The organism is Salipiger thiooxidans (assembly GCF_900102075.1).
Classification (GTDB): domain Bacteria; phylum Pseudomonadota; class Alphaproteobacteria; order Rhodobacterales; family Rhodobacteraceae; genus Salipiger; species Salipiger thiooxidans.
In genome coordinates, this window is record NZ_FNAV01000006.1 from 227,605 (window position 1) to 250,609 (window position 23,005).

A 23,005-nucleotide genomic window follows, 5' to 3' on the forward strand; every position below is an offset into this window, starting at 1 on the left:
CACGGCCCCCTGCCTTTCATCGCTTCCCCAAATACTCTGGTCGGATCCGTGCATCATGCCCTGCCCTCCGCACCGGCGCGGTGCCCCGCGGGATAGTGGGTTTCGCTCCGGACCGCCGGCGGCGGCGAACCGTCCGGGAGACGGTTCGAGGAGTGAACGGGCGGAGCCCCGCGACGGCGAAGCCGAGCGTCACGCGCCATTCCCGTCATTCCGCGGCCATCGCGGGGGATGCGCCCGGCACCACCTCCGCGTCCATGATGGTGAGCGTCGCCCTGATCTTGCCCTTGCGGCCGTCCTCGTAGGTCACCTCGGTCTCGGTGTAGATGCTGGGCGAGCCGTCGTAGAGCGCGGTCACAAGGTCGCCGAACTTCTCGGCGATGATCTTGCGCCGCACCTTGCGGGTCCGGGTCAGCTCGCCGTCGTCCGCGTCGAGCTCCTTGTGCAGCACGAGGAAGCGGTGGATCTGGCAGCCCGAGAGCATCTCGTCCCCGGCCACCGAACGGTTCACCTCTTCGACGTGGCCGCGGATGATCTCGAGCACCTTCGGATGCCCGGCGAGCTCCTGGTAGGAGGCGTAGGCGATGTTGTTGCGCTCGGCCCAGTTGCCGACGGCGGTGAGGTCGATGTTGATGAAGGCGGTGCAGCGGTCGCGGCCCGCCCCGAAGACCACCGCCTCGAGGATGTTGGGGTAGAACTTGAGCTTGTTCTCCACGTATTTCGGCGCGAAGAGCGCGCCGTCGGCCATCTTGCCCACGTCCTTGGCGCGGTCGATGATGCGCAGGTGGCCGGTGCTTTCCTCGAAGAAGCCAGCGTCGCCGGTCGCGACCCAGCCCTCGGCATCCTTGGTGTCGGCGGTGCTCTCGGCGTTCTTGTAGTATTCCACGAAGACGCCCGGCGAGCGGTAGAACACCTCGCCGTTGTCGGCGATGCGGATCTCGACGCCCGGCGAGGGCACGCCCACGGTGTCGGGCCGGACCTCGTGGTCGGGCTGCTGGGTGATGAAGACCGAGGCCTCGGTCTGGCCGTAGAGCTGCTTGAGGTTGATGCCGAGCGCCCGGTAGAAATCGAAGATCTCGGGGCCGATGGCCTCGCCCGCGGTGTAGCCCACGCGCACCTTGCTCAAGCCCAGCGTGTTCTTCAGCGGGCCGTAGACCATGAACGAGCCCAGCGCGTAGCGCAGCCGGTCGAGCAGCCCCACCGGCTTGCCGTCGAGGATCCTGGGCCCGACGGTGCGGGCGTGGTCCATGAAATGGTGGAACATGCCGCGCTTGAACGCGCCCGCGTCCTCCATGCGGATCATGATCTGGGTGAGCTGGGTCTCGAACACCCGCGGCGGCGCGAAGTAGTAGGACGGCGCGATCTCGCGCAGGTCCGTCATCATGGTCTCGGCGCTTTCCGGGCAGTTCACGCAGAAGCCGGTCCAGTAGGCCTGCCCGATCGAGAAGATGAAATCGCCGACCCAGGCCATCGGCAGGTAGGCGAGCACTTCCTCGCCCGGCCCCAGCTTGTCGAACTCGGCCGAGTTCTTGGCGGTCTCGATGATGTTGCGGTTCGACAGCACCACGCCCTTGGGCTTGCCGGTGGTGCCCGAGGTGTAGAGCATCACGCAGGTGTCGTCGTAGCCGAGGCTCTCGCGGCGCGCGGTCAGCTCGCCGACGAACTCGTCATGGGCGGCGCGGCCCTGGTTCTGGACGCTGGCATAGTCGTGCAGGCGGCGATGATCGTATTTCCGCATCCCCCGGGGATCGACGTAGATCATGTGCTCGAACTGGTGCAGGTCGTCCTGGATGTCGATGACCTTGTCCACCTGCTCCTGGTCGGCGGCGATGACGAAGCGGGCGCCGCAATGCTGCAGCGCGTATTCCATCTCTTCGGCGGCGGCGTCCTGGTAGAGCGGCACCGGCACCGCGCCGCACATCTGCGCGGCGACCATGGACCAGTAGAGCGTCGGACGGTTGCGGCCGATGACCGCCACGTGGTCGCCCTTGCGGACGCCGAGGTTCAGCAGCCCGAGTGCAAAGGCCTCGATCTCCTTCTCGGTCTCCGCCCAGGTCCAGCTCTGCCAGATGCCGAACTCCTTCTCGCGATACGCCGGGCGGCTCCCGAAGGTCCCCGCGTTGCGCTGCAACAGAGCCGGAATCGAGCGCAGACCTTCCGCGCCCTCGGACATGTATGCCAAGTTGTCTCCTCCCGTCTTGCCCCTTCCCCGGGACCTCCCCCCTCTCCTCCAGAGGGGTCATCGCGCCTCCACGCGATTCAGGCACCATTAAGGGTCAGCTGCAGGCTGACGGTCAATGTTTACGTGATGTTTGCCCAATTCTAACGAATTGTAACAACCGTCGCAGGGGCGCTGCCCCTCTTGGCCTGCGGCCAATTCACCCCGGAGTTTACCGGGCAAGATGAAGCCGGGGCGCTTGTTGGCGGCGGGAAGCAGGGCATGCTTTGCACCGGCGGCGCGCGGTGCTAGCCATGTGGCCGAGGGAGGACGGCCGGATGAACAAGGACGCGCTGACACAGGCGGGGCTCAACCTGATCCAGCAGGCGCTGTCGATCTACGACAGCGATCTGCGGCTGGCGGTGAGCAACCGGCGCTTCGCCGAGCTGTTCGACCTGCCGGAGCGGCTCTGCACGGAGGGGGCGAGCTTCGAGGACACCATCCACTATCTCGTGGAGCGCGGCGAATACGGCCCGGTCGACCACCCCGAGAGCTTCGTGGCGGCGCGGCTGGAGCAGGCCCGTGCCTTCGAGCCGCATTACATGGAGCGCACCCGCGCCAACGGCCGCACCATCAGCGTCGAGGGCGCGCCGCTGCCGCAGGGCGGCTGGGTCACCGTCTACACCGACATCACCGCGATGAAGCGGCAGGAGAGCCTGCTGCGCACCCGTTCGGAGCTCTTGTCCGAGGAGGTGCTGCGCCGCTCCGAGGAGCTTTCGGCCACCAACCGGCAGCTGGCCGCCACCAACGCGGCGCTCGAGGAGGCGCGGCGCGAGCTCACCGAGATGGAGGCGCGTACCCGTCTCACCACCGAGATGATGCCCGCGCATATCGCCCGGGTCGATGCCGGCTGGCGCTACACCTTCTCGAACCGGCGGCTGCCGCACGTGATGCCCGGGCGGCCGTCGGAGATCGTGGGGCTGCACGTCTCCGAGGCACTGGGGCCAGCCTATGCCAAGGTGCGGCCGCACATGGAGCAGGCGCTGGCCGGGCGCCAGAGCATCTTCGAGTTCACCGACGAGGGCTCGTCGCGGCGGATCCGGGCGGTGTTCACCCCCGACCCGACGGAGCCCGGGGTCTACATCCTGAGCCACGACGTCACCGAGGAGACGCAGTCCCGCGCCGCCCTGCAGCAGACCAAGCGCCGCGAGCTGGCCGCGCAACTGACCTCGGGGCTGGCGCATGATTTCTCGAACCTGCTGACCATCATCCTCGGGATGCAGTCCAAGCTGGCGCGGATCAACGGGACCCCGGAGGCGCAGCCGCTGATACAGGCCACGCTGCAGGCGGCGCGGCGCGGCGGCGAGCTGCTGAACCGCATCGCCGACATCACCAGCCACCGGGCGTGGCGGCCGGCGCCGGTGGACCTCGGGGCTTTCCTCGCCGATCTCGAGACGCTGGCCACGCCGTCGCTGCCCGGACGGCTGGCGCTGCGCATCGCGGCGGAGGCGCGCGGCACCTTCCTGCTCGACGAGGGGATGCTGCAGGACGCGGCGCTGAACCTCGTCCTGAACGCGGCGGACGCCTGCGGCCAGGAAGGCACGATCACGGTGGCGGCACGCACCATCCTCGACACCTGGCTCGAGCTCTCGGTTTCCGACACCGGCCCCGGGTTCAGCCCGCAGGCGCTGCAGCACGGGCTCGACCCGTTCTTCACCACCAAGGGCGGCGAGGGCTCGGGGCTGGGGCTGGCGATGGTCTACGACATGGTCAAGCTCGCGGGCGGCGAGGTAAAGCTCGCCAACGGCGCGCCCGGCGCCTGCGTGACCCTGCGCCTGCCGCTGCGCCGGGCCGAGGCGCTGCCGCGCGCCGGGCTGGTGCTGCTGGTCGAGGACAACCCGGACCTGCGGGCGGAGGTGCGCGAGATGCTCACCGCCATGGGGCACCAGGTCGCCGAGGCGGCCTCGGTCGAGGAGGCGCGGACGCTGGCGGAGCGGCTGGAGATCGACCTCGTGCTGTCGGACATCACTCTGGAGGGCGCCCTGCCCGGGTCCGAGCTGCCGCTGCTGTTGCCGGATGTGCCGGTGCAGCTGATGACCTCGTTGCCGCCGGACAGCCCGCTCAGGCGCGAGGCGGTGGCCCGTGCGCCGGTGCTGGCAAAGCCCTTCACGCCGGAAGAGCTGGCGGCGTTCCTCGGTCATCCGGGAGCCGCCGCATGACCGCGCCGCTGGTCTCGATCCTCGACGACGAGCCGACGATCCGCGCCATCCTCTCGGAGGCGCTGACCGAGGCCGGGTTCCGAACCATGGCCTTTGCCCGCGCCACCGAGTTCGAGGCAGCGCTGAAGCGGGCGACGCCGGACCTGTGCCTCGTGGATCTCGGGCTGCCGGATCGCGACGGGCTGAGCCTCGTGCACCGGCTGGCGCTGGAACAGGGGGCGGCGGTGATCATCATCTCGGGGCGCGCGCAGGTGCAGGACCGGGTGACCGGGCTCGAACTTGGCGCCGACGACTACATCATCAAGCCCTTCGACCCCGCCGAAGTGGTGGCCCGCGTCCGGGCCCGGCTGCGCGGGCCGCGCGCCGCGCCGCGCGGGGGCGACAGCGCGCGCTTCGCCGGATGGACCGCGCATTTCGACCGCTACGCGCTCGAGGACGAGACCGGTGCCGAGACCCCGTTCAGCCATGCCGAGGGCGAGGTGCTGCGGCTGTTCCTCGACAGCCCCAAGCGGCTCATCACCCGGGCGCAGATGCAGGAGAGCCTCGGTGGCGCCGCGGGCGAGAGCTTTGACCGGGCGATGGACGTGCGGATCTCTCGGCTGCGCACCAAGCTTCGGGAGGACCCGAAGAACCCGCGTCTGATCAAGACCATCTACGGCGCGGGGTACATCTTCCTCGGCGACGTGGAGTGGGTCTAGGGCACGTCCCGGGTCACCGGGGCTGACGACCCGGGGCCTTTGCCATTTCGGGGTGCCCCGAAGACACATCGCGCCTGCCCGCGACCTGCCGCTCGCACACGCAATTTCGCTTTGTGCGAGCGGCAGGCGGTGGCACTATACCTGTGCTTGAATTTCAGAAAATAGACTCTCGCAAGAGGTATTTCATGGAACATTCCGGAAAATACGCCGCCGAGTTCATCGGCACCTTCTGGCTGACCTTTGGCGGCTGCGGCGCGGCGGTGCTGTCCTCGGCCTTCCCCGAAGTCGGAATCGGCCTCCTCGGCGTCTCGCTCGCCTTCGGTTTGACGGTGCTCACCATGGCCTATGCCATCGGCCACGTCTCGGGCTGCCACCTCAACCCGGCGGTGACCGTGGGGCTGGCGGTCGGCGGGCGGTTCCCGATGTCGGACGTGCTGCCCTACATCATCGCGCAGGTGCTGGGCGCGGGGCTCGGGGCGGCGGTGCTCTACGTGATCGCCAGCGGCGTGCCCGACTTCGACGCCGCCGCCTCGGGCTTTGCCGCCAACGGCTACGGCGCCCACAGTCCGGGAGGCTATTCGCTGATGTCGGCCTTCGTGGCCGAACTGGTGCTCACCATGATGTTCCTCTTCATCATCATGGGCACGACACACGGGCAGGCGCCGGTGGGCTTCGCGCCGCTGGCCATCGGGTTGGCGCTGACGCTGATCCACCTGATCAGCATCCCGGTCACCAATACCTCGGTGAACCCGGCGCGCAGCACCGGGCCCGCTCTTTTCGTGGGCGGCTGGGCGCTGTCGCAGCTCTGGCTGTTCTGGCTGGCACCGCTCATGGGCGGCGCGCTTGGCGGGGTGCTCTACCGCTGGCTCAGCCCGACGCCGACGGGCAGCGTCGAGGGCGGCGTTCCCAGCAGCTGACGCCACGCGCGGCCGGTCAGGGGGCTGCTCAGGGGGCTTCGGGCTCTTCCGACAGCAGCTTGACCAGCTCGCCCTTCATCTGCTCGAGCTCGTCGCGGTAACGCGACGGGCCGAGAATGCTCAGCGCCGCGTCGAAATCGGCGAGCACTTGCGCCTCAGCGTCCTCGATGGCGGTCATCATGTCGCCGTCGATGTCCTCGAACATCGAGCGCAGCGACACCGAGGTGCGGTTCACCGCCGCCCGCAGCCCGCCCGAACGGTCGGGCTCGCCGCCCAGCGCGGTGATGGTTGCGGAGATGCGGTCGCACTGTTCGAGGTGCAATCCCCGGAACTTGAGCGCGATGTGGCGGAATTCGGGTTCGGCCTTTTCGGTCATTTCCTCGAACCAGGCATGGGTCTCGACGCTGCGGGACAACAGGTCCTGCAGGGTCACGAGCTGGTCCTCGGTGGCATTGATCGGCTGAACATCGTTCATGGCGTCTGTCCTCGGCTGCTGTCCCCGACCGGGGCGTCACGCACCAACGCCGCAATGCGGCGAGGGGTTCCCGCCGGGGTGCCGGGGGTTTATCCGGTGGCCCCCGTGGCCCCTACCCCAGCGCCGCCACCGCCCGCGCCAGCGTGTTGAGCCCGGTCACGAGGTCGGCCTCGTCGGTGTCCTCGGCGAAATCGTGACTGATGCCGCCGATCGAGGGCACGAAGAGCATCGAGACAGGCATCAGCCGCGCCACGTTGGTGGCATCGTGCAGCGCGCCCGAGGGCATCACGCGCCAGCGGTCGGGCGCCTCATCGCTCGCGGCCCGTTCGAGGGCGCCGCGCAGGCCGGGGTCCATCGCCACCGGGTCGAGGCCCAGCATCGGGCCAAAGCCCGGCTCCATCCCCATCTCCTGTGCGATCTCGGCGGCGGCGGTGCGGATGATCTCTTCCATCCGCGCCAGCCGGTCGGCATCACCGTCGCGCCACTGCATCGAGAAGCGCACCCGACCGGGCACGATGGAGGCCGCGTTGGGGTGCACCGCCACGTGGCCGATGGTCCAGACGGTCTGCGGCGTCATCACGTTGGCGAAACGCTCGGCGATGCGCGCGTTGAAGCCCGCAAGCGCCTGGAACGCGTCGCGGCGCAGGTGCATCGGCGTGGTGCCCGCGTGGTTCTGCTGGCCGGTGAAGGTGATGTGCATGTCGCGGATGCCGACGATGGCATCGACCACCCCCAGCTTCTCGCCGCTGCTGTCGAGCACCGGCCCCTGTTCGATGTGCATCTCGATGTAGCCACTGAACCGCCCGGGATCGACGAAATCGCCGCGCCGCACGCCGAAGCGGGCGCGGGCCTCGGCAAAGCTCAGGCCCCCGGCATCGTGCAGCGCGTCGGCGCCCTCGAGCGTCTGGTTGCCGGCCCAGACCGAACTGCCGGTGGTGACGCCGAAACGCCCCTCCTCGTCCTCGAAGGACACCACCGAGACCGGCGGCCCGCCCGCGGCGCGCGCCGCGCGCGAGATCTCGAGCGCCGCGATCACCCCGAGCGCGCCGTCGAGCCAGCCGCCCTCGGGCTGGCTGTCGGAATGCGAGCCCATCAGCAGCGAGCGGCCCTCGGCGAGCCCGAAGAGCGAACCCACCGGGTCGTAGTGCGGCTTGAGCCCGGCCTCGGACATGCGCATCGCCAGCCAGTCGCGCGCGGCGATGTCGGGATCCGAGAAGCCCGGGCGCGACACCCCCTTGCCGACGCCAGAGGCCCCGAAGCGGCGCAGGGCGTGCAGGTCCTTGAGGAAACGGTCGGGATCGACGGGCAGCATGGGCGCACTCCTTTGACCGCAAGCCTGCGCCCGGGTCGGAGCGATGTCAATTTATCATGAGAAATTCGGCGGCATGGCGTAGCGGGCTGCGAGGGTCTGCCTCAGCCTCACACCATGAGCCCAGCGGGCAGTTGCAAGGTTTGACTCGCCCGACGCCCCATGATCCCGGCAGGCAGGCGCAAGGCCTACCTCTGCCACGGGCCATATCCCGGCAGGCGGGCGCGAAGACCTGCCTCAGCCCTTCACCATGATCGCCTCGAGCCGCGCCCGCGCCGTGTCGGGGATCGGCGTCGGCCGGGTGTCGGGATCCACGGCCACGTGGACGAAGAACCCCTCCACGCAGGCGATGTCCTCGTCGTTGCGGAAGATGCCGATCTCGAAGCGCACCGAGCTCGTGCCCAGCCTGCCGACCCGAATGCCCGCGTGCAGCACGTCGGGAAAGCGCGCCTCGGCGTGGTAGGTGGCGCCGCTCTCGACCACGAGGAAGCGCAGGCCGCCCTCCTGCGCGATCTCCATCCCCTGCTCGATCTGCCAGAGGCTCACCACCGTGTCGAAATAGGACAGGTAGGTAACGTTGTTGATGTGACCGTAGGTGTCGTTGTCCTTCCAGCGGGTCTGGATCTCGCGGAAGGCATGGTAGGCGGAGCGGGGTTGCGGGGGTCTGCGTGTCATCCGGATTTCAGCGCCCTGAAGGCGGCCGAGGCGCCCCAGCCCGCGGCGATGGCAATCACCAGCGACAGCAGTCCGTAGAGCGGCGGCTGGTTGCGCGAAAGGTTGTAGAGCCAGCGCTCGAGCCCGACCTTGCCGACCTGGATCACCGAGGCGTGCTGCGAGACGACGCGGCCGCCGCGGGTCAGGTAGACGCGGGTGGTGTACTCGCCCTCGACGATGTTGGCGGGCATCGAGATCGCGGTGTCGAAGAGCGTGCTGTCGCGCAGCTCGACGGTGTTCGGGCGCTGCTGGTAAAGCCCCTTGCTTTCGCGCAGGCGGATCAGCGCGTCGGTGAAGCTCTGCGAATCCTCGATGCTCATCGGCGCCCCCACCGAGCGGATGGCGCGCGCGACCGAGACCCGGTGGCGCAGATCCTCGACGTCCGAGATCACGTCGCCCCACGCGGCCGAGGTGGCCACGGCGTAGAACGAGGGCGCGGCGTCGATCTCAACCGCGTCGGTGTTGACCCAGATGCCGAGCCTCCGCTCCTTGCGCCAGACGGTGGCCGGGGTGACCGGCCCCGCGACGGTGACAATCACCTGCAGCGGCGGGTCCGAGCGGATCGGGGCCTCGCGCTTGACGGCACCGAAGATCAGGATCTCGGAGCCGTCGAAATCGGCGGTGATGTTCACGCTGTCCTTGCTGAGCCCCATGACCACTTCCTCGGCCCGGAGCGGCAGCGCGACCAGCGACAGCAGAAGGAGAAGCAGCGCCCGCATCATTCGCCCCCCGTCCCGAGTTCGTAGAGGTCGGCCGGGGTCAGGAACAGGTCCAGCGCCAGCTTGAAGCAGACCAGCAGCACCAGCGAGGCCAGCGCAATGCGCAGCTGTTCGGCCTTGAGCCGCGTGCCGATGGCGGTGCCGAACTGCGCCCCGATGACACCGCCGATCAGCAGCACCAGCGCCAGCAGCACGTCGACCGTCTGGCTGGTGATGGCGTGAGCCATGGTGGTGAAGGCGGTGACGAAGATGATCTGGAAGAGCGAGGTGCCGACCACGACCTTGGTGGGCATCCCCAGCAGGTAGATCATCGCGGGCACCATGATGAAGCCGCCGCCCACGCCCATGATGGCCGAGAGCACGCCGACAGAGACCCCGACCAGCAGCGGCGGAATCGCCGAGATATAAAGGCCCGAGGTGCGGAAGCGCATCTTGAAGGGCAGCCCGTGCACCCAGCCGTGATGGCGGCGCTTGGGCACCGCGCCCTTCTTCGAGCGGCGCAGGGCGTTGAGGCTCTCGATGAACATCAGTCCGCCGATGATGCCGAGGAAGACGACGTAGCAGAGCCGCACCAGCAGGTCGACCTGGCCCAATTGCTTGAGAAGGTTGAAGATCCAGATCCCCAGAGCCGCCCCCACGAGACCGCCGCAGAGCAGCACCGTGCCCATGCGCAGGTCAACCGTCCGTCGCTTGAGATGCGCGAGCACCCCCGAGACCGAGCTGGCGACGATCTGGTTGGCGCCGGTGGCGACCGCCACCGCGGGCGGGATCCCCATGAAGAACAGCAGCGGCGTGATCAGGAAGCCGCCTCCCACGCCGAACATGCCCGAGAGAATTCCCACCAGCCCGCCAAGGCCGAAGAGCAGGAAGATGTTGACCGAGACCTCGGCGATGGGGAGGTAGATCTGCATGGCGCGACTTTGCGAGCGCGGCGATAATTTGGCAAGCGGCGGAAGACGCTTTGTCTTCGCGCCTGCAGCAGTTTCGCCACCCTGCTCCGGCGCGACCGTCAGCGCGCGTGAAGGCCGGGCGCGCGCAGCAGCAGCCAGAGGCAGAAGCCGCTCTCGGCCAGCATCGGCAGCAGGTAGGCAGGCGCGAAGGCGGCGCCGAGCTCGGGCGCGAGGAAGCGCAGCGCGCTGCCCGCGATGTAGACCAGCCCTGACGCCGCGATCAGCCAGCCCAAGAGCGCCGGTCGTGCCCCGGCGCGCGCCAGCAGCCAGCCGGTAAGCAGGCAGTTCACCCCGAAGAACACCAGCCCGAGGTCGTAGCCGTGCGCCTGCAGCGCCATGGCAAGCTGCGCCGTCGCGGCCCCTGCCTCGCCCTGCATCTCGAGCGTCAGCAGCGCCCCCGCCTGGAACAGCAGCGACGCGGCGATCAGCCCGGCCTGCACCAGACGGAAGACCATCGCCGCCAGCGCCACCGGCGCGCTGACCGGGCGCAGGAGCTGGTAGAGCAGCACCGCCAGCGCCACGTCGGCGAGCGCCATGACGGTGTCCGCAGCGAGGCTCGCCCGCAGAAGCCCCGGTCCCGCGAGGATCCGCGCCGCCGTCTCAGCCGCGTTGCCCGGCACCACCAGCGCCCCGCGAAAGGCAAGCTCGCTGGTGAGGCCAAGTGCGATGATGCCGAGATAGAGCACGCCTGCGGCGCGGGCGGCGCCGAACGGGCGGCTACGGGCGGGGCTGGCAGGACGGGCGTCGAACATCGGGGCGGCTCCGGCGGCCTGGAGGGTGCCCCGAACCTAGGGGGTTTTGCCGTCCCTGAGTACCGTTTTCAGGCCCGGATTTTTGTGGTCCGGATTGCAGGGCGTCCCCTGCCCGGGCCCGGCTCAGCGCGGGCGCAGGCCGTCGAGGAAGATGCTGATCGAACGGTCGCGCCGGACCGCCTTCTGCTCGAGAGGGACATGTTTGCCGCTCGAGGTCATGAGCGCGTGCAGCGCATTGCCCATGACCATGTCGACCAGCAGCTCGGCGGCCTCGTCGGGCGTCATGTCGTGGCAGGTGACCTCGCCCTCCTCCAGCGCGGCGTCGAGCTCGGCCGAGATGTAGCGGATCAGCGCCCCGCGGCCGGTGGCGTCGAACTCGCGGGCTATGCCGGGATAGACCGGCGCCTCGGCGATCACCGCACGCATCAGCTCGAGCGGCGCATGCTCGAACTCGGGGGTGAAGTTCACCGTCAGCAGCTTGCGCAGCCGGTCGGGCAACGGCAGCGCGCGGTCACCCTCGTCGAGCGGCCGGAAGATGGTGCCGCCGATCCGGGCGAAGGCGGCGCCCAGCAGTTCCTCGCGGCTGGAGTACAGCGTGTAGAGCGTGCGCTTGGACATTCCCGCCCGGCGCGCGATCGCCGCCATGCTCACGTCTTCCAGCCGGCACTGGCACAGCAGCTCGCGTACGGCGTCGAGCACGATGTCCTGCCGGGTGGACTGGTCGATCTGCACCGGCCTGCCCCTCCGCCGCTGGATATAGCCGCAGCACTCCGATGATGGTTTTCGCAAATCGCGTCTCCTGTGCTGCGCTGCCGCGAAATTTGTCTGAGTCTCCGCGCTGCACTCTTTACAAAACCTGACGGTTTCCATAACGGGTTGCAAGACCGATCCGCACATGAGCGGCTCTTTGCCTTCTTCGGAGAGACATTATGCCCCAAGGATTCTTCCGATCCCTGCGCGAAAAGCTTGTGATCGGCGGCCTGTTTGCTGCCGCATCCGCCCTTCCCGTCGCCGCGCAGCAGGGCGAGGCCCCGCCGCAGCCGGTGACCGTCGTCACCCTCGAATCGTCCGACGTGACGCTGACCTCGGCGCTTCCGGGCCGGGTCACCGCCTCGGGCGTGGCCGAGGTCCGGCCGCAGGTCGGCGGCATCATCGACGAGCGCCTTTTCGAAGAGGGCCGCGACGTCACGCGTGGCGACCCGATGTACCGCATCGATTCGGCCACCTACGAGGCCGCCAAGGCCGCGGCCGAGGCATCGCTGGCACAGGCCGAGGCGCAGCTTGCCTCGGCAGAGCGCGAGGCCACCCGTCAGAACGAACTGCGCGAGCGAAACGTCGCCAGCCAGCAGACCCTGGATGACGCGCTGGCCGCGCGCGACGTGGCCGCCGCGTCGGTGAAGGTCGCCGAGGCCAACCTGCTGTCGGCCAACATCGACCTCGACCGCACCACGATCCGCGCCCCCATCTCGGGCGTCGCGGGCCTGTCGGAGGCAACGCAGGGCGCGCTCGTGACCTCGGGCCAGACCACCGCGCTGACCACCATCCGCCAGCTCGACCCGGTCTATGTCGACGTGACCCAGTCTGCCGCCGAGGTGCTGCGCTGGCGCCGGTCGGGCCAGCAGGTGGCCGAGGATTCCTCGGCCGTGGTGCACCTGCGTCTCGCCGATGGCGAGATCTACGAGCACGCGGGCTACCTCGCCGCCGCGGAGCCGCACGTCAACGAGCTGACCGGCGTGATCGTGCTGCGGCTCGAGTTCCCGAACCCCGAGCGGCTGCTGCTGCCCGGCATGTACGTGCAGGTCGAGGTGCCCCAGGGCCAGATCAACGGTGCCATCCTCACCCCGCAGGAAGGCGTGACCCGCGACCGCCGCGGCCGCCCGGTGGCCATGGTGGTGAACGCCGAGAACGTCGTCGAGACCCGCGAGCTGACCGTGCAGAGCGATCAGGGCGCCAACTGGGTCGTGACCGGCGGGCTCGAGGCGGGTGACCGCATCATCGTCGCCGGTCTGCAGAAGGTCTCGGTCGGCATGACCGTGACCCCGCAGGAGCGCAGCGCCGAGACCGAGGGAGGCGCAGAGCAGGCGCCTGCCGCCGACGCGCCCGCCAAAGAATAAGCCGCTAAAGCCGCGCCACAGGCGCCAGGAGTCCGCAATGGCCCGTTTCTTCATCGACCGTCCGGTCTTCGCCTGGGTGATTTCGATCCTCATCATGGGGGTCGGCCTGCTGTCGATCCTGAGCCTCCCGGTCGCGCAGTACCCCGAGATCGCGCCGCCCTCGGTGCGGGTCAGCGCCCAGTACCCCGGGGCCTCGGCCGAGACCGTGGCAAACACCGTCACCCAGATCATCGAGCAACAGATGACCGGGCTCGACGGCATGCGCTACATGTCCTCGTCCTCGACCTCGGCCGGCACCGCCTCGATCACGCTGACCTTCGAATCCGGGACCGACCCGGACGTGGCGCAGGTGCAGGTGCAGAACAAGCTGTCACAGGCAACCGCGCTGCTGCCCGAGACCGTGCAGCGGCAGGGCGTCACGGTCGAGAAATCCTCGTCGTCCTTCTTCATGGTGATCGGCCTGATCTCCGAGGACGGCACGCTCGAACAGGCCGACCTCTCGGACTACCTGAACTCGAACCTCGTGGACGAGTTCAGCCGGATCGAGGGCGTCGGTGGCGCGCAGGTCTTCGGCGCGCAATACGCCATGCGGATCTGGCTGCACCCGTCCAAGCTCGCCGCCTTCGAGATGACCCCGGCGGACGTGGTCAGCGCGGTCTCGGCGCAGAACGCCCAGATCTCGGCCGGTGCCTTCGGCACGCTGCCCGCGCCCGATGGCCAGCAGCTCAACGCCACGATCACCGCGCAGTCGCTGCTGTCGACCCCCGAGGATTTCCGCAACATCGTGCTGCGGGCCGAGACCGACGGCGGCCTCGTGCTGCTGCAGGACGTGGCGGACGTCGAGATCGGCGCCGAGAACTATTCCACCATCGCCCGCTACAACGGCCAGCCCGCCTCGGGCATGGCGCTGCAGCTGGCGTCGGGCGCCAACGCGCTCGACACCTCGGAGCGGGTCAAGGCACGCATCGAGGAGTTCTCCGAGTTCTTCCCCGAGGGGGTCAACTACGTCATCCCCTATGACACCACGCCCTTCATCGCGATCTCGATCCACGAGGTGCAGAAGACGCTGATCGAAGCCATCGTGCTGGTGTTCTTCGTGATGCTGCTGTTCCTGCAGAACTTCCGCGCCACGCTGATCCCGACGCTGGCGGTCCCGGTCGTCATCCTCGGCACCTTCGGGGTGCTGGCGCTGGCGGGCTTCACCATCAACACGCTGACCATGCTCGCCATGGTGCTGGCCATCGGCCTGCTCGTCGACGACGCCATCGTGGTGGTCGAGAACGTCGAGCGGATCATGGAAGAAGAGGGGCTGTCCCCGCGCGAGGCGACCCGCAAGTCGATGGGCCAGATCACCGGCGCCCTCGTCGGCATCGCGCTGGTGCTGTCGGCGGTGTTCGTGCCCATGGCCTTCTTCCCCGGCTCCACCGGGGTGATCTACCGGCAGTTCTCGATCACCATCGTCTCGGCCATGGCGCTGTCGGTGCTGGTGGCGATGACCCTGACCCCGGCGCTTTGCGCCACGCTGCTCAAGTCCAAGGACGCGCACCACACCAAGCGCGGCCCGGCGGGCTGGTTCAACAAGGGCTTCGACAAGACCACCGACGGCTATGCCGGCACCGTGGGCTGGCTGATCCGCCGCCCCTTCCGCGTGCTCATCCTCTACGCGGCGCTCGGCTACGGCATGGTGTTCCTGTTCAACAACACCCCCACCGGCTTCCTGCCGGACGAGGACCAGGGCATCCTTTTGACTCTGGTGCAGGCGCCGACCGGCGCCACCGCCGAGCGCACGCTCGAGGTGGTGAAGCAGGTCGAGAACCACTTCTCGACCAACGAGCAGGACAGCGTCGATTCGGTGTTCGGCGTGGTCGGCTTCTCCTTCGCGGGCCAGGGCCAGAACATGGGCCTCGCCTTCGTGCGGATGAAGGACTGGGACGAACGCCCCTCGCCCGCGCAGAGCGTGCAGGCGGTGGCGGGCCGTGCCTTCCCGGCCTTCATGGGCATCCAGGACGCCATGGTCTTCCCGATCGTGCCGCCCTCGGTGATCGAACTCGGCAACGTCTCGGGCTTCGACTTCTACCTGCAGGCGCAGGCCGGGCAGACCCATGAGCAACTGCTGGAAGCCCGCAACCAGCTGCTGGGCATGGCCGCGCAGAGCCCGATCCTGGGCTCGGTCCGTCCCAACGGGCTCGAGGACGCGTCGCAGTTCAACCTCGACATCGACTGGCGGGCCGCCGGCGCGATCGGGGTGTCCCCCACCAACGTCGGCAACCTGCTGTCGGTGGCCTGGGCCGGTTCGTACGTCAACGACTTCAACGACAACGGCCGGATCAAGCGCGTCTACGTGCAGGGCTCGCCGGAAAGCCGTGCGACGCCGTCGGACCTGCAGAAGTGGCGGGTCCGGAACTCGAACGGGGATCTCGTGCCCTTCGCCAACTTCACCTCCGAAAGCTGGACCTACGGCCCGCAGGGTCTCACCCGCTACAACGGCGTGCCGGCGATGCAGATCCAGGGCTCGCCCGCCGAGGGCGTCTCCACCGGCGAGGCCATGGCCGAGATCGAGCGCATCGCCTCGCAGCTGCCGCCGGGCTACTCGGTGGCGTGGACCGGCCTGTCGCTCGAGGAACGCGATTCCGGCGGCCAGGCCCCCCTGCTCTACGCGCTGTCTCTGGCGGCGATCTTCCTCTGCCTCGCGGCGCTCTACGAGAGCTGGACGATCCCGCTGTCGGTGATGCTCGCCATGCCCATCGGCGTGCTGGGCACCATGGGCGCGGCCTACTGGTTCGGCTTCGACAACGGCGTGTTCTTCCAGGTGGGCCTGCTCACCGTCATCGGGCTGACCGGCAAAAACGCGATCCTCATCGTCGAATTCGCCCGGGAAAGGTTCGAGGCCGGCGAGGAGATCCTGACGGCGGTGAAGGAGGCGGCGCGCCAGCGCTTCCGCCCGATCATCATGACCTCGCTCGCCTTCACCCTCGGCGTGGTGCCGCTGGTGCTGTCGAGCGGCGCCGGCGCCGGCGGCCGCAACGCGGTCGGTTCAGCGGTGCTGGGCGGGACCATCACCGGCACCGTGCTGGGCGTGATCTTCGTGCCGCTGTTCTTCGTGGTGGTGATGCGGATCTTCGGCCGCAAGCAGATCCGCGAGAACGCCGCGAAGGCCAAGGCCGAAACCGCCTGAGACCGAGCGCCATGACGCTTCCGACGCCGCCCCCGCCCCGGGGCGGCGTTTTCTTTTGCCGCACCGGTCTTTTCATGCGCCCGATGCCACCTAGATAACTCATATTCACGATATTGAACATGATGGCCGGCAGCGCCCGGCAGGACCACAGCAGAAAGAGACGCGACATGCCCCGCAGCCCCATCGTCAAGAGCTTCTGGGACGAACCGACCGGAAGCTGGCAATACGTCTTCCACGATCCCGCCACCATGAAGGGCGCCATCGTGGATCCGGTCTGGGACTACGATCCGCTGGCCGCGGCGACCTCGACCCGGAACGCCGATGCGATCCTTGCCTACGTGCGCGAGGCGGGCATCGAGATCGTCTGGATCCTCGACACCCACCCCCACGCCGACCACTTCTCGGCGGCGCCCTACCTGCAGGAGCAGCTCGGAGCCCCAACCGCCATCGGCGAGAAGGTGGTGAAGGTCCAGAGGCTCTGGAAGGAGATCTACCACCTCGGCGACGACTTCCCCATCGACGGCTCTCAATGGGACCGGCTCTGGGCCGATGGCGCGCGCTTCGAGGTGGGCGAGATCCCGGTCACGGTGATGTTCTCGCCCGGCCACACGCTGGCCTCGGTCACCTATGTCGCCGGCGATGCGGCCTTCGTGCACGACACGCTCATGATGCCCGACAGCGGCAGCTCGCGCGCGGATTTCCCCGGCGGGTCCTCGGCAGAGCTCTACGCCTCGATCCGGCGTATCCTTGCCCTCCCCGACGACACCCGCGTCTACGTCGGCCACGACTACGCGCCGGAGGGCCGGGACGCCGAATGCTGCGCCACGGTGGCCGAGCACAAGGCCAGCAACATCCACTTCCGCGACGATCCCACCGAGGCCGAGTACCGCGCCACCCGCGATGCCCGCGACGCCACCCTGCCGCTGCCGAAGCTCATGCTCGCCGCACTGCAGATCAACACCCGCGGCGGACGCAAGCCCGCCCCCGAGAGCGACGGCCGCAGCTATCTCAAGATCCCGCTGGATTATTTCGAGCCTCGGTGAGGGCGCCCTTGCCCGGCGGTCGGAAGGGCGGTGAGGGCGGGATGCCTCCGGCGGGAGTTTATCCGGCAAGATGAAGGGGCGGGTTGCGCGTTTGCCCTGGGGACGTGCGTGTTGGAAGCGTCTGGGTGGTGCGCCTTGGAGGGGGGCGGTGCTGCGCAGGCGGCGGCGTTTGACGGTGGCGGTGGCGGGGATTTCGCGGGGGCGTGGTGCCTGCGCTTTCGCGAGAGGTCTTTTCGGGCGCCGGGAAGGGGCCGCGCCCCTTTCCCCCTGCGCCGCGATGGGGTAAGCCGCAGCGGATACAAAAACCAACCCCGGGCGCCATCGCGATGAAATTCACGCTTTCCTGGCTGAAAGAGCACCTCGACACCCAGGCCTCGGTCGACGAGATCACCGAGGCCCTGACCGATCTTGGACTGGAAGTCGAAGGGGTCGAGAACCCCGCCGACCGCCTGTCCGCCTTTACCATCGGCAAGGTCCTGAAGGCCGAGAAGCATCCCGACGCGGACAAGCTTCGGGTCTGCACGGTGATGACCGACGAGGGCGAGAGCCAGATCATCTGCGGCGCGCCCAATGCGCGCGAGGGCATCACCGTGGTGGTGGCCAAGCCCGGCACCTATGTGCCCGGCATCGACACCACGATCCAGGTCGGCAAGATCCGCGGCATCGAGAGCTTCGGCATGATGTGCTCGGAGCGCGAGATGGAGCTGTCGGAAGAGCATGACGGCATCATCGAGCTGTCCTCGGGCGAGGTCGGCCAGCGCTTCGTCGATTGGCTCGCCGAGAACGACCCCGCCAAGGTCGACCCGGTCATCGAGATCGCCATCACCCCCAACCGCCCCGACGCGCTCGGTGTGCACGGCATCGCCCGCGATCTCGCGGCGCGCGGCCTCGGCACGCTGAAGCCGCTGGCCGAGGTCACCGTGCCCGGCGCCTTCCCCTGCCCGGTCTCCGTGACCATCGAGGACAGCGCGACGGAAGGCTGCCCGGTGTTCTACGGTCGCCTGATCCGCGGCGTGAAGAACGGCCCGTCGCCGACGTGGCTGCAGAGCCGCCTGAAGGCCATCGGCCTGCGACCGATCTCGTTCCTCGTGGACGTGACCAACTTCTTCACCTTCGACCGCAACCGCCCGCTGCACGTCTTCGACGCCGACAAGATGACCGGCGGCCTGCGGGTGCACGCGGCCGCGGGCGGCGAGACGCTCAAGGCGCTGGACGAGCGCACCTACACCCTGGAGCCGGGGATGATCCTCATCTCCGACGACACCGGCCCCGAGAGCCTTGGCGGCGTCATGGGCGGCGAGCCGACGGGCGTGTCCGACGAGACCGTCAACGTCTTCCTCGAAGCGGCGTATTTCGACACGATCCGCACCGCCTACACAGGCCGCGGGCTGAAGATCAATTCCGACGCCCGCTACCGCTTCGAGCGCGGCATCGACCCGGCCTCGGCTGCCCCCGGCATCGAGGCGGCGACCCGGATGATCCTCGACATCGCCGGCGGCGAGGCCTCCGAGGTCGTCGTTGCGGGCGCGGTTCCGGACGTGTCGCGGGCCTACCGGCTCGACACCGACCGGGTGATCAGCCTCGTCGGCATGGAGATCCCCGCAGCCGAGCAGCGCGCGACACTCGAGGCGCTCGGCTTCACGCTCGACGGCGACATGGCGCAGGTGCCCTCGTGGCGCCCCGACGTCATGGGCGAGGCGGATCTGGTCGAGGAAGTGGCGCGCGTGGCCTCGCTCACCAAGCTCAAGGGCCAGCCGATGCCGCGCCCGCAGGCCGGCGTTCCGGCGCCGATCCTGTCGCCGATGCAGAAGCGCGAGCAGGTGGCCCGGCGCACCGTGGCCGAGCTCGGCTACAACGAGTGCGTGACCTACAGCTTCGTCGACAAGCTGGCGGCCGAGCTCTTCGGCGGCGGCAGCGATGCCACCATGCTCGCCAACCCGATCAGCTCGGAGCTGAGCCACATGCGCCCGCAGCTCCTGCCGGGGCTGCTGCGCGCGGCGGCCCGCAACCAGGCGCGCGGCTTCGCCGACCTGGCGCTGTTCGAGGTGGGCGCGGCCTTCCAGGGCGGCGAGCCCGGCGAGCAGCACACGCAGGTCACCGGCCTCCTGGTCGGCCGCACCGGTCCCAAGGACGTGCACGGCGGTTCGCGCCCGGTCGATCTCTACGACGCCAAGGCCGATGCCGAGGCGGTGCTCTCGGCCATGGGGGCGCCCGCCAGAATGCAGATCCTGCGCGGTGCCGAGGACTGGTGGCACCCGGGGCGTCACGGCAAGCTCTGCCTCGGCCCCAAGAAGGTGCTGGGCCTCTTCGGCGAGATCCACCCCAAGGTGCTGTCCGAGCTGGGCGTGAAGGGCCCGGCGGTGGGCTTCACGCTCTACCCGGCCGAGATCCCGCTGCCGCGCTCCAAGGGGTCGAGCCGTCCGGCGCTGATCCTCAACGACCTGCAGGCGGTCGAGCGTGACTTCGCCTTCGTGGTCGACGCGGATGTCGCGGCGCTGGATCTGGTGAACGCCGCTGCCGGTGCCGACAAGGCGCTGATCGAAGAGGTGCGGGTGTTCGACGAGTTCATCGGCGGCAGCCTCGGCGAGGGCAAGAAGTCGCTGGCGATCACCGTGCGGCTGCAGCCTTCGGGCGAGACGCTGAAGGAGAAGGACATCGAGGCGGTCGCCGCGAAGATCGTCGAGAAGGTCAGCAAGGCCACCGGCGGCACGCTGCGCGGCTGAGCCCCCCCTCCCCCGGAACGCGGAAGAGGCGCGACCAGCCCGGTCGCGCCTCTTTTCGTGTCATCCTCTGGCCGGAGCCGGTCGCGTCAAGTGGTCTTGCGTGCGCAGGCGTCCTTGCCCGCACCGGCCTTGGCATCTCCCTTCGCGGCGGCATGGGCCCTTGCGGGCTCCTTTGCGGTCCGGGTCTTCCCGACCGGGGTGGTCTCGGACTGTTGCCGAACCTCCTTCTTCCCCACGCCCTTGCCGGTTGCGGCGGTCTTGGTCTCGGCCCTCATCTGGCCCGGGGCGCGGTCTGCTTCGCATGATCTGCTCCTGCGCCCTGGCAGGTGCGGCGGTCTCGTGCGTCTCCTGCCCGCGCGTCAGGAGACGCGGGCCGGTCGCGCCCCGGGCGCTGGCGGCACCGTAGAAGCCGAGGGCGATGGCGGCGGCGGAGAGATTTGCGAAAGGTCTCACCTGCTCAGCGCCTCTTGCTTGAGGTCAGCGGTGACACGCAGAGCCCGCCGTTCCCGTCGCTGATTTCCGTCGCCGCGCAGAAGATTTTCCGAAGGGCGCGTTAGTCTGCCGACAGTTCGTCGAAGACGGCCAGCGCCTTGGCCGCGTACATCAGCCCCGGGCCACCGGCCATCTGGATCGAGGTGCCGAGGATCTCGCCGATCTCCTCGCGCGTGGCGCCGATCCGCACCAGCGCCGAGACGTGGGTGAGGATGCAATCCTCGCAACGCAGCGCCACGGCGATGCCCAGCGCGATGAACTCCTTCTGCTTCTTGTCGAGAGCGCCATCGGCCGAGGCCGCCTGCTCGAGCGCCACGAAGCCGGCGAAGGTGTCGGGGATCGCCTTGCGCATGTTGCGGAGGTTGTTGCGGGTGTCGGCCAGCTTGTCCTTGTAGGTCATATCAGACTCCTGAGATATGTTTGAGCCCGTCAAACCACCTCTGCCCGTACCGATCCTTGATCGAAATCATCCCGGTCGGGAAATACTCTTGGAGGGAGCCGCGCATCGCCTGCCTGTGGCTTGGCGATCTGCGTCCCGAACCTCTCGGAATATCCGGGCCGCGTCGGAAGGGCCCCGACAGTTCGCGCAGACCTCGACCAATCACAAGCCCGGGGGGCGGCGGCCTTCGGCCTTGGTTCCCCGCCGGGGCGTGACGGTCTTTACCGGACCATTGCCCGGCAAAGGGAAAGGGACCGCCCGACGGACGGTCCCTGATGTGTTCAAGCCGGCAATCACCTGCGCCTGGATCTCGGCGTGCCGCCGCGGTACCGCACCCCGGAGGGTCCCCGACATCGTCAGCCGAGCAACCGGCGCGCAATCACCTGTGCCTGGATCTCGGCGGCCCCCTCGAAGATGTTGAGGATGCGGGCGTCGCAGAGGATGCGGCTCACGGTGTATTCCAGCGCGAAGCCGTTGCCGCCGTGGATCTGCAGCGCGTTGTCGGCGTTGGCCCATGCCACGCGGGCGCCCAGCAGCTTGGCCATGCCGGCTTCGAGATCGCAGCGGATGCCCTCGTCCTTTTCCCGCGCCGAGAAATAGGTGAGCTGGCGGGCGATCATCAGCTCCACCGCCATCATCGCAAGCTTGCCGGACACGCGCGGGAAGGCGATCAGCGACTTGCCGAACTGCTTGCGCTCCTCGGCGTAGCGCATGCCCACGTCAAGCGCCGCCTGCGCCACGCCGATGGCGCGCGCCGCGGTCTGGATGCGGGCGGATTCGAAGGTCTCCATCAGCTGCTTGAAGCCCTTGCCCTCCTCGCCGCCGAGCAGGTTCTCGCCCTGGACCTTGAAGCCGTCGAAGCCGAGCTCGTATTCCTTCATGCCGCGGTAGCCCAGCACCTCGATCTCGCCGCCAGTCATGCCCGGGGTCGGGAACGGATCCTCGTCGGTGCCCGGCGTCTTCTCGGCCAGGAACATCGACAGGCCCTTGTAGTCCGAGGTCGCAGAATCGGTCCGCGCCAGCAGCGTCATCACGTGGGCACGGGCGGCGTGGGTGATCCAGGTCTTGTTGCCGGTGATCGTGTAGTCGCCGTCCTCGCCCCTGACCGCGCGGGTGCGCAGCGAGCCGAGGTCCGAGCCGGTGTTGGGCTCGGTGAAGACCGCGGTGGGCAGCTTCTCGCCCGAAGCCAGCGCCGGCAGCCACTTCTGCTTCTGCTCGTCGGTGCCCCCGGCGAGGATCAGCTCGGCGGCGATCTCGGACCGGGTGCCCAGCGAGCCCACGCCGATGTAGCCGCGCGACAGCTCCTCGGAGACCACGCACATCGACGCCTTCGACAGGCCGAAGCCGCCGTATTCCTCGGGGATGGTCAGGCCGAAGACGCCCATCTCGGCCAGCTCCTCGATCACCTCCATCGGGATCAGCTGGTCCTTGAGGTGCCACTCGTGTGCGAAGGGTTCGATCTTGTCGACGGCGTAGCGGCGGAACTGCTCGCGGATCATCTCGAGCTCGTCATCGAGCGCGGTCTTGCCCACGGTGATCTCGGCCGAACGCTCCTGCATCAGCTCCACGAGGCGGCTGCGGGCGGACTGGGTGTTGCCCCTGGTCATCAGCGTGGTCACGGCGTCGGTGCAGAGCGACATCACCGCGTCGCGGCCAAGGCCCATGTCCTTGAGGCGCACCATCTCGCCCTGGTTCATCTGGATGCCGCCAACGATCTGGCTCAGGTACTCGCCGAACGCGATCTGGTGGATCAGCGCCTCGACCTCGCCGAAGCTGCCCTCGGAGGTCAGCTTGTCGGCCCAGTACTGCATCTGGCGCAGGCTTTCGACGTAGGTCGCGAGCCAGGCCAGCCCGTGCGCGGCGAACTGGTTTTCCTCGATCAGCCGGCCCGAGACGCGGCCATCCTCCTCGACCGTGTCGCGCACCGACTGGCGCGCCATCTCGAGAACTGCTTCCGCCGGCGCGATGGCCGCCTTGGTCAGGGCCAGCAGATCGTCGAGCAGGATGCTCTGGCCCATTGCCATGTCCTGTCCATCATGTGCCATGAATCACTCCCTTCTCCTGGTCGGGTCGGAGATAGTCACTTTGCAGGTGCAGCGCAACATAAATGC

General features: G+C 68.6%; 17 protein-coding genes. 7 read left to right on the forward strand and 10 right to left on the reverse strand.

Annotation, left to right across the window (positions count from 1 at the left end; all coding sequences use genetic code 11):
- Positions 1 to 205: 205 nt before the first annotated feature.
- Positions 206 to 2,170, reverse strand: a complete 1,965-nt coding sequence (locus BLQ77_RS11125; RefSeq protein ID WP_089958943.1) for an AMP-binding protein — start codon at positions 2,168 to 2,170, stop codon at positions 206 to 208.
- A gap of 323 nt (positions 2,171 to 2,493) precedes the next feature.
- Between BLQ77_RS11125 and BLQ77_RS11130 the strand changes: the two genes are divergently transcribed.
- The 3 genes from BLQ77_RS11130 (at position 2,494) to aqpZ (ending at position 5,989) form a co-directional block, all read left to right on the forward strand.
- Positions 2,494 to 4,374: a hybrid sensor histidine kinase/response regulator gene (locus tag BLQ77_RS11130; RefSeq protein WP_089958947.1), complete on the forward strand. Its 1,881-nt coding sequence runs from the start codon at positions 2,494 to 2,496 to the stop codon at positions 4,372 to 4,374.
- On the forward strand, positions 4,371 to 5,072 hold the full coding sequence (locus BLQ77_RS11135; protein ID WP_008883499.1) for a response regulator transcription factor: 702 nt from the start codon (positions 4,371 to 4,373) through the stop codon (positions 5,070 to 5,072). The genes BLQ77_RS11130 and BLQ77_RS11135 overlap by 4 nt, the downstream gene beginning before the upstream one ends.
- A gap of 185 nt (positions 5,073 to 5,257) precedes the next feature.
- On the forward strand, positions 5,258 to 5,989 hold the full coding sequence (gene aqpZ, locus BLQ77_RS11140) for an aquaporin Z (RefSeq protein WP_040383639.1): 732 nt from the start codon (positions 5,258 to 5,260) through the stop codon (positions 5,987 to 5,989).
- Positions 5,990 to 6,017: 28 nt separating this feature from the next.
- Here aqpZ and BLQ77_RS11145 read toward each other — a convergent pair whose 3' ends face one another.
- The 7 genes from BLQ77_RS11145 to BLQ77_RS11175 all read right to left on the reverse strand — a co-directional run bounded on the left by BLQ77_RS11145 (position 6,018) and on the right by BLQ77_RS11175 (position 11,640).
- Positions 6,018 to 6,464, reverse strand: coding sequence for a DUF2383 domain-containing protein (locus tag BLQ77_RS11145; protein WP_089958950.1), 447 nt, complete (start codon positions 6,462 to 6,464; stop codon positions 6,018 to 6,020).
- 112 nt (positions 6,465 to 6,576) lie between these two features.
- Positions 6,577 to 7,776: a hydantoinase/carbamoylase family amidase gene (locus tag BLQ77_RS11150; RefSeq protein WP_089958954.1), complete on the reverse strand. Its 1,200-nt coding sequence runs from the start codon at positions 7,774 to 7,776 to the stop codon at positions 6,577 to 6,579.
- 234 nt (positions 7,777 to 8,010) lie between these two features.
- Positions 8,011 to 8,448, reverse strand: a complete 438-nt coding sequence (locus tag BLQ77_RS11155; RefSeq protein ID WP_089958958.1) for an acyl-CoA thioesterase — start codon at positions 8,446 to 8,448, stop codon at positions 8,011 to 8,013.
- Positions 8,445 to 9,209 (reverse strand): TIGR02186 family protein, encoded by a 765-nt coding sequence (locus BLQ77_RS11160; protein WP_089958962.1) that lies wholly within the window; start codon positions 9,207 to 9,209, stop codon positions 8,445 to 8,447. Before BLQ77_RS11160 ends, BLQ77_RS11155 begins: the two co-directional genes overlap by 4 nt.
- Complete coding sequence (locus BLQ77_RS11165) at positions 9,206 to 10,117, reverse strand: sulfite exporter TauE/SafE family protein (RefSeq protein WP_008883410.1); 912 nt, start codon at positions 10,115 to 10,117, stop codon at positions 9,206 to 9,208. Before BLQ77_RS11165 ends, BLQ77_RS11160 begins: the two co-directional genes overlap by 4 nt.
- A 98-nt stretch (positions 10,118 to 10,215) precedes the next feature.
- Positions 10,216 to 10,908, reverse strand: a complete 693-nt coding sequence (locus BLQ77_RS11170; protein ID WP_089958966.1) for a DUF4386 domain-containing protein — start codon at positions 10,906 to 10,908, stop codon at positions 10,216 to 10,218.
- Positions 10,909 to 11,031: 123 nt separating this feature from the next.
- Complete coding sequence (locus tag BLQ77_RS11175; protein WP_089958970.1) at positions 11,032 to 11,640, reverse strand: TetR/AcrR family transcriptional regulator; 609 nt, start codon at positions 11,638 to 11,640, stop codon at positions 11,032 to 11,034.
- 197 nt (positions 11,641 to 11,837) lie between these two features.
- Here BLQ77_RS11175 and BLQ77_RS11180 point away from each other — a divergent pair, with 197 nt between their 5' ends.
- The 4 genes from BLQ77_RS11180 (at position 11,838) to pheT (ending at position 19,963) form a co-directional block, all read left to right on the forward strand.
- The gene (locus tag BLQ77_RS11180) at positions 11,838 to 13,022 is read left to right on the forward strand and encodes an efflux RND transporter periplasmic adaptor subunit (protein ID WP_089958973.1); all 1,185 of its coding nucleotides are present in this window, start codon (positions 11,838 to 11,840) and stop codon (positions 13,020 to 13,022) included.
- A 37-nt stretch (positions 13,023 to 13,059) separates the two neighbouring features.
- Complete coding sequence (locus tag BLQ77_RS11185; RefSeq protein WP_008883102.1) at positions 13,060 to 16,197, forward strand: efflux RND transporter permease subunit; 3,138 nt, start codon at positions 13,060 to 13,062, stop codon at positions 16,195 to 16,197.
- Positions 16,198 to 16,364: 167 nt separating this feature from the next.
- Positions 16,365 to 17,240, forward strand: coding sequence for an MBL fold metallo-hydrolase (locus BLQ77_RS11190; RefSeq protein ID WP_089958977.1), 876 nt, complete (start codon positions 16,365 to 16,367; stop codon positions 17,238 to 17,240).
- A gap of 326 nt (positions 17,241 to 17,566) precedes the next feature.
- Entirely contained in the window at positions 17,567 to 19,963 is a 2,397-nt protein-coding gene (gene pheT / locus BLQ77_RS11195; protein ID WP_089958981.1) for a phenylalanine--tRNA ligase subunit beta, read from the forward strand.
- 553 nt (positions 19,964 to 20,516) lie between these two features.
- Here pheT and BLQ77_RS11205 read toward each other — a convergent pair.
- Both BLQ77_RS11205 and BLQ77_RS11210 read right to left on the reverse strand, forming a co-directional pair.
- Positions 20,517 to 20,855 (reverse strand): carboxymuconolactone decarboxylase family protein, encoded by a 339-nt coding sequence (locus BLQ77_RS11205; protein ID WP_008882981.1) that lies wholly within the window; start codon positions 20,853 to 20,855, stop codon positions 20,517 to 20,519.
- 395 nt (positions 20,856 to 21,250) lie between these two features.
- Positions 21,251 to 22,939: an acyl-CoA dehydrogenase family protein gene (locus tag BLQ77_RS11210; protein ID WP_089958988.1), complete on the reverse strand. Its 1,689-nt coding sequence runs from the start codon at positions 22,937 to 22,939 to the stop codon at positions 21,251 to 21,253.
- Positions 22,940 to 23,005: the final 66 nt, after the last annotated feature.